We start from the raw sequence: 5,794 nt of genomic DNA on the forward strand, positions 1-5,794 counted from the left end.
CCGCTTGAAATAGAAGGTGTAGGTGATTGATTGAAAAGGCTTCTGCAACAGGGATGTTGCAGAGAGCTACAAGGATGTATTCATGCGTCCTTTGAAATCAAGCACCTACACCCAATAAAATAGGAAGGGGTGAGCAGATACCTACAAAATAATAAAATTAACTGAAGAATTATTTCTCATGACGATACGAACACGATTTGCGCCCAGTCCAACCGGTTATTTGCATATTGGCGGTGCCCGCACCGCCTTGTTTTCATGGCTCTATGCCCGCAAGCACGGCGGCAAGTTCATTTTACGAATTGAAGACACCGATTTGGAACGGTCTTCTCAGGAATCAGTGAATGCCATACTGGAAGGCATGACCTGGCTGGGCCTGGAATACGACGAAGGCCCTTTTTATCAAACCCACCGGTTTGATCGGTACAAGGAAGTCATTCAACAATTATTGAATCAAGGCGACGCCTATTATTGTTATTGTTCCAAGGAAGAACTTGAACAGTTACGTAATGAGCAAATGGCTAACAAAGAAAAGCCCCGGTACAACGGCAAATGCCGCCAGGAAAGCTATTTTGTGGAAGGCCAGGAGACGGTCATACGATTTAAAAACCCTGAAGAAGGTGCGGTGACCATTAAAGATCTGGTCAAAGGGGATATTGTCGTGGCCAATAAGGAATTGGATGATTTGATCATCGCTCGTTCCGATGGAACCCCAACGTATAATTTGACCGTTGTTGTTGATGATATGGATATGGGGGTAACGCATGTGATTCGAGGCGACGACCATATCAACAATACGCCCAGACAGATGAATATTCTTAAGGCATTGAAGGCCAATGTGCCCGAATATGCTCATCTACCGATGATTTTGGGTTCGGATGGTGCGCGGCTATCCAAACGACACGGGGCTGTCAGTGTCATGCAGTACCGGGATGACGGATTCCTGCCTGAGGCATTGTTGAATTATTTAGTCCGGCTGGGATGGTCTCACGGGGATCAGGAAATATTTTCGCTGGATGAAATGGTCGAGTTCTTTGATTTGAAGCAGGTGAATGTTTCAGCCTCTTCATTTAATCGTGAAAAGCTGGTTTGGCTTAACCATCATTACATCATGACCTCAGATCCGGCTCACGTGGCCAGGCATTTAAGCTGGCATATGGGGCAAAAAGAAATTGACCCTAGCGATGGGCCTGATTTGGTTGAAGTGGTCAAAGTCCAAAGGGAGCGCTGTAAAACACTGGTTGAAATGGCTGAAGCCAGTGTTTATTTTTACAAAGAATTTGAGACATACGATGAAAAAGCGGCCAAAAAGAATTTAACTCTCGAGGCGGTTCATGTGCTTCAAGGGCTGCTTGAAGGCTTTACTTCTGTTGAAAATTGGCGCACTGATGCGTTGCACCAGATTGTTCTGGCTTTTGCGGAGGACAGGCAATTGAATTTAGGAAAAGTAGCCCAACCTCTGCGTGTAGCCGTCATGGGCTCATCGGTTTCACCTGCTATTGACGCGACATTATCGCTTTTAGGCAAGCAGAAAACAGTGGCCCGGATAGAGCGGGCTATTGCTTATATTAAAAGCTTAAATTAGTTCTGGACAAGGCCGATTTATTCTGTAGAATACGCGGTCTCAACAGACGGGGCCATAGCTCAGCTGGGAGAGCGCAACACTGGCAGTGTTGAGGTCAGCGGTTCGATCCCGCTTGGCTCCACCAAATCCGTTGATTAACTGTGATTTAGTCCCCATCGTCTAGTGGCCTAGGACACCGCCCTTTCACGGCGGTAACGGGGGTTCGAACCCCCCTGGGGACGCCATATTGTTTTTGCTCGGACAATGTGGATTATAAAAAATGAGTATGCACTACGAGCTGTTGTAAAGACTAAACCTGATTTAGTCCCCATCGTCTAGTGGCCTAGGACACCGCCCTTTCACGGCGGTAACGGGGGTTCGAACCCCCCTGGGGACGCCAATTGGCTGTCTGTTTTACCCTTTCAATTAAGCAGAGTCTGATTTAAAAATAATAACTTAACTGTGCTCTTATGTGATCGTCGTCCTTAAACATAAACACAGGATCTGATGCGGGAATCCCGTTAAAGAGACGAAGTTCTAATTCCGCTTTCCAGTTGTCTCCTATTCTACGACTCGCCTCCACGCTGAACAGCTTTGTATTGTGGGTCCGGTCAAAAATGACGCCGGCCAGAATTTGGCTATCTTGAACATCATTGAAGCCAAATCTTAACGCAGTCAAAATATCATCCTGAAAAATGGTTTGTTGGGTTAGCGCTGTCATATTGTTGTAGCCCCGACTGTCATACATATATTCAACGACAACACCTAAATCCAGTCCTGATTCAAATAAATCAAAAAAAGTGTATTCGACACCACCGGTAGCGGCAAAAATTGCGGAGCCTTGGCCTAACCTGACCAGCGACTCCAGCTTCCAAAGCCAACTTCCTTGAGTTACTTGCACGTCGAGACTGGTTTGGTCGATATAGTCATAATAGGGAATCAGTTGTGTGAGTTCGCCTTGGGTGTCAAAAGTCGGGACAATGGTCGGTTGTCGTGCCGTTCCATGAAAATGGGCCAGGCCTATATCCCAGTCACCGAAGCTTTGTGACCAGCGGGCTGCATAAGCCAAGTGTTTTTCCGCGCCATGCCTTTCAAATTGTGCTTCTCCCATATCAATCATAGGGTCAGTGCGAAGGCGGCCTTCAATTCCCGGGAATGTTCTTTCTCTGAACCCGGTAAGAAAAAACAAATCCAAAGTTCCCAAATCGTTAACCCAGGCAAAATTGATCATGGGTTGGCCCAATTTGTCCTCACCGTCGGTATTTTCAACGAAATCGGTTTGGTTGATGATATCAACCAGATGGATACCCTCTGTCACGCCCCAGAATACTTTATGAAAGCCGACACGTAATTCCCAGCGGTCGGTCGCTTTTTCCCAAGTCAATTCGCGAATATCAAAATGTGTGCGTCGGTTATCGTGTTGAGAGTATCGATAGAAAGGTACAAAGGTAAAGCTTTGTTTGTCATTATCCCAGCGTCGATAAATTTCGGGTTGTATAACGCCTGAGACGTAATTATTGTGTTGACGACTGTCTGTTCCGTCATTAAAAAAACCCAGATTTTCCGCGCCCACATAACCGGATATTTCCCAATTGGAAAACAGTGTGTCAGTGCCATCTCCTGCGCCAAGAGGCGTTTTAGAGGCCAATATGGGCACAGGTTCAGCTTTATAAATTTCGTCAGAAGAGCGGGTCAAATCCATCTTAACGTTCGAAGTAGAGGGCGTATCAATGATTTTCAGGGGTAGGAGCATTTTATGGGTAAGCGGTTCGATATTTGTATTTTGGGCTTGATAATTCAATTGAACGATTAACATACCGTTTTCAGATTGATTGACGGCAGTGACCGGATTGTCCTGGTTTACTGGTTTGTTTAAGTCCAGTACCAGCCTGAAATCCGTTTTGTTTCTTTGTGAGTACCTCAATCTTATAAAGGCCGGGTGTTTCGTTGGCGGCTGGATAGGCGTGTTAGCGGGTTTGGCGTCAAACAAGTCAATAACAAGCCTGGGCGGGTTATCCAAAATGAATACATTATATTCAGGTATCGAAGAAAAACTCAGTATACACTGGCTGGTTTCGCCTCCTTCATCGAAAGAAAAATCCAGGATTTCCGCTTTCTGAGCATAAACAGCGCGTGTCAAAAACAGCAGATTGGCAACTAAAAGACCACTTCTGAAATAATTCATAAAATGCAATTAGAAGGGGATAAAAAATAAAAAAGTGGCAGGTATATTTTGAGTCATAAAAAATACTGGTGTTATCCATCAAGCCAGGGTTAAGGCAACCCTTACCGCTAATAATAATTTTAAATCAGAGCCATAGCTTGGCTGATTAGTTTTTACTATCGGGATCTTTTTAAGGTATTTTGATCAAAGTCGCGTTCACTCAGACCTGTTTTAAATTTTAAATTCTCTGTTATCAAACTGGTACTTTTGCCATTTTGATGATTGGTCATCAGCATTTCATTTGGGCGCCAAAACTGATCCAGATACAGTTTAAAGTCTTTATTTTCGAGCGTCTTCAATAAGCTGTTCTTACGGTCATAATATTCTACCTTCAGAATAATGTAGCGTGCCTTGTCTATCCAGGAAATCTGACGGGTGTAGCCGCTATGTTCATACTGCGGATATAACTCAACAACAAAACAGTCAATGCCATCTAAAGCCTCATCCTTTAGATACTTATATTTATATTTTGGTATTTCAAACGAATTTAAGTCTTCAAATGCAAATTCACTGCCAAGGAACGGACCTGACTTATTACTTGAAGAAATTCGTTTTACCCGTTTAAGAGCGGGCAAGAACAGCCATTGATCATCCGGCACAAGGGCATGAGTGTAGCTTAAAAAAGCAGTACCTTTAACATCGGCAGGGCTATCAAATATAGTCAGACTTTTATCACCATCGCTATTGACTTCAAGAGTATTCATCCTGAGCTGCCTGATTGATTCATCACCGCTTCGATTTCGTAAAATCATTTTTAACTCAGACTGGCTGTCTAGCCAGCCGGTATCTTTGCGTACAACTTCTTCGGAAATTTCCAGCCCAATTTCTTCCGGTGTTTTTGCAAAACAGGGATTTAGCAAAAATCCAAGTGCTATCGATATCATTATGGTCTTCATAAAACTCCTTCTGATTATGAAATTGAAACGTTAATTTGTAAAAACAAATCAGGTTGCAAAAAGCTAACAAGCGATTTTTAAAGGGTAAGCCAAATTAGGATCAGCGATATGCCTAGACAGTAGGCGGATACCAATTTAATTTTTTGTAATTGTGTGAGGGCGCGCCAGCTAGAGTATTTCTGTCTTTTATAGTTTAGCCAAACTGCAAAAAACTTTCTTTTTATGCGGCGCCAGAGTCGGGGAAGGTATCGGGCCAATAAAATGAGTCCAACAAAGCCGATGATCAATACACCATTAGCAATGATGGTTTCGGTTTCATGATGGTCGGTATGTAAAAGGTGTTCGAGAATGTCTTCAAGCAGTTGCTCAATAAGCTCTATGAAAAGATGGATGATTTCTAAAAAAAGCGCAAATATTTCTATGACGAGTTCCAGCAACTCTTCAAAAAAGAAAATCAATATAAAAAAGAGCGCAAACCTGACAGATACCCGTTTAATCATTGCCGCGTCTCCTTCAGAAGATGGGGCCGAGTCATTTGGGTTGGTTGATTCGCCTTTAGCGGCAATCAGTTTGTTAATTAATTTTTTGACTCTCAAAGGAATTATCAAACTTGGTTGTCCCATCCCTATCAGGGTAGGCCAGGCTGGTTATCGGTTTAATAGTGAAGTTGAGCCATTTCGAAGCAAAAAATACATAATTTGAATCTATGGATTAAGAGTTGAAGGCCATTTGTTGGGTTACGACTGTCGTTTAACTTAAATGATCAGAAACACACTCTACTTGGGTCTCATTAAACCGCACAAAGGCGAATTTGTCGACTGGCTTTAGATTTATTAAAAAGTGAATAATCTGATTTGACTAAAACGCAAGCCCTAATTGGGATGGTTGTTCAGAGTTGTTTAACTAAGTGCTTGAGCGGCACATAAATTTATAGAGCGAGAAAGGTGCTTCCCTGCACCTTATGACTGTTTTAAGCACAAAACTGCTCGATAGCCGCCTGAATACCGGCCTGATCCAGACCGCATAAAGTCAGCAATTCCTCGCGGGTGCCTTGTTCGATGAAGGCGTCGGGCAGACCGATATTCAAGACTGGCATCAGGATTTTCTGGGCTT

General features: G+C 43.4%; 4 protein-coding genes and 3 tRNA genes. 4 read left to right on the plus strand and 3 right to left on the minus strand.

The window, feature by feature from the left end:
• The first annotated feature begins 178 nt into the window (after positions 1–178).
• The 4 genes from gltX to Q7V32_RS07010 all read left to right on the plus strand — a co-directional run bounded on the left by gltX (position 179) and on the right by Q7V32_RS07010 (position 1,961).
• Entirely contained in the window at positions 179–1,582 is a 1,404-nt protein-coding gene (gene gltX / locus Q7V32_RS06995) for a glutamate--tRNA ligase (protein WP_304896265.1), read from the plus strand.
• Between the two features lie 48 nt (positions 1,583–1,630).
• A tRNA-Ala gene (locus Q7V32_RS07000) sits at positions 1,631–1,706 on the plus strand.
• A 24-nt stretch (positions 1,707–1,730) separates the two neighbouring features.
• Positions 1,731–1,806: transfer RNA gene (locus Q7V32_RS07005), tRNA-Glu, on the plus strand.
• Positions 1,807–1,885: 79 nt separating this feature from the next.
• Positions 1,886–1,961 (plus strand) — tRNA-Glu (locus Q7V32_RS07010).
• 42 nt (positions 1,962–2,003) lie between these two features.
• Here Q7V32_RS07010 and Q7V32_RS07015 read toward each other — a convergent pair.
• The 3 genes from Q7V32_RS07015 to Q7V32_RS07025 form a co-directional block, all read right to left on the minus strand.
• Positions 2,004–3,746: an AMIN domain-containing protein gene (locus Q7V32_RS07015; protein ID WP_304896266.1), complete on the minus strand. Its 1,743-nt coding sequence runs from the start codon at positions 3,744–3,746 to the stop codon at positions 2,004–2,006.
• A 155-nt stretch (positions 3,747–3,901) separates the two neighbouring features.
• The gene (locus Q7V32_RS07020; RefSeq protein ID WP_304896267.1) at positions 3,902–4,681 is read right to left on the minus strand and encodes an outer membrane lipoprotein-sorting protein; all 780 of its coding nucleotides are present in this window, start codon (positions 4,679–4,681) and stop codon (positions 3,902–3,904) included.
• Between the two features lie 77 nt (positions 4,682–4,758).
• Positions 4,759–5,277 (minus strand): hypothetical protein, encoded by a 519-nt coding sequence (locus Q7V32_RS07025; protein ID WP_304896268.1) that lies wholly within the window; start codon positions 5,275–5,277, stop codon positions 4,759–4,761.
• Positions 5,278–5,794 lie beyond the last annotated feature (517 nt).

Source organism: Methylicorpusculum sp. (assembly GCF_030651835.1).
Classification (GTDB): Bacteria; Pseudomonadota; Gammaproteobacteria; order Methylococcales; family Methylomonadaceae; genus Methylicorpusculum.

What these genes read in the sequence shown, in the direction of transcription:
- gltX (WP_304896265.1), top strand. Translation starts at nt 179, where the DNA reads ATGACGATACGAACACGATTTGCGCCCAGTCCAACCGGTTATTTGCAT.
- Q7V32_RS07015 (WP_304896266.1), bottom strand. Translation starts at nt 3,746, where the DNA reads ATGAATTATTTCAGAAGTGGTCTTTTAGTTGCCAATCTGCTGTTTTTG.
- Q7V32_RS07020 (WP_304896267.1), bottom strand. Translation starts at nt 4,681, where the DNA reads ATGAAGACCATAATGATATCGATAGCACTTGGATTTTTGCTAAATCCC.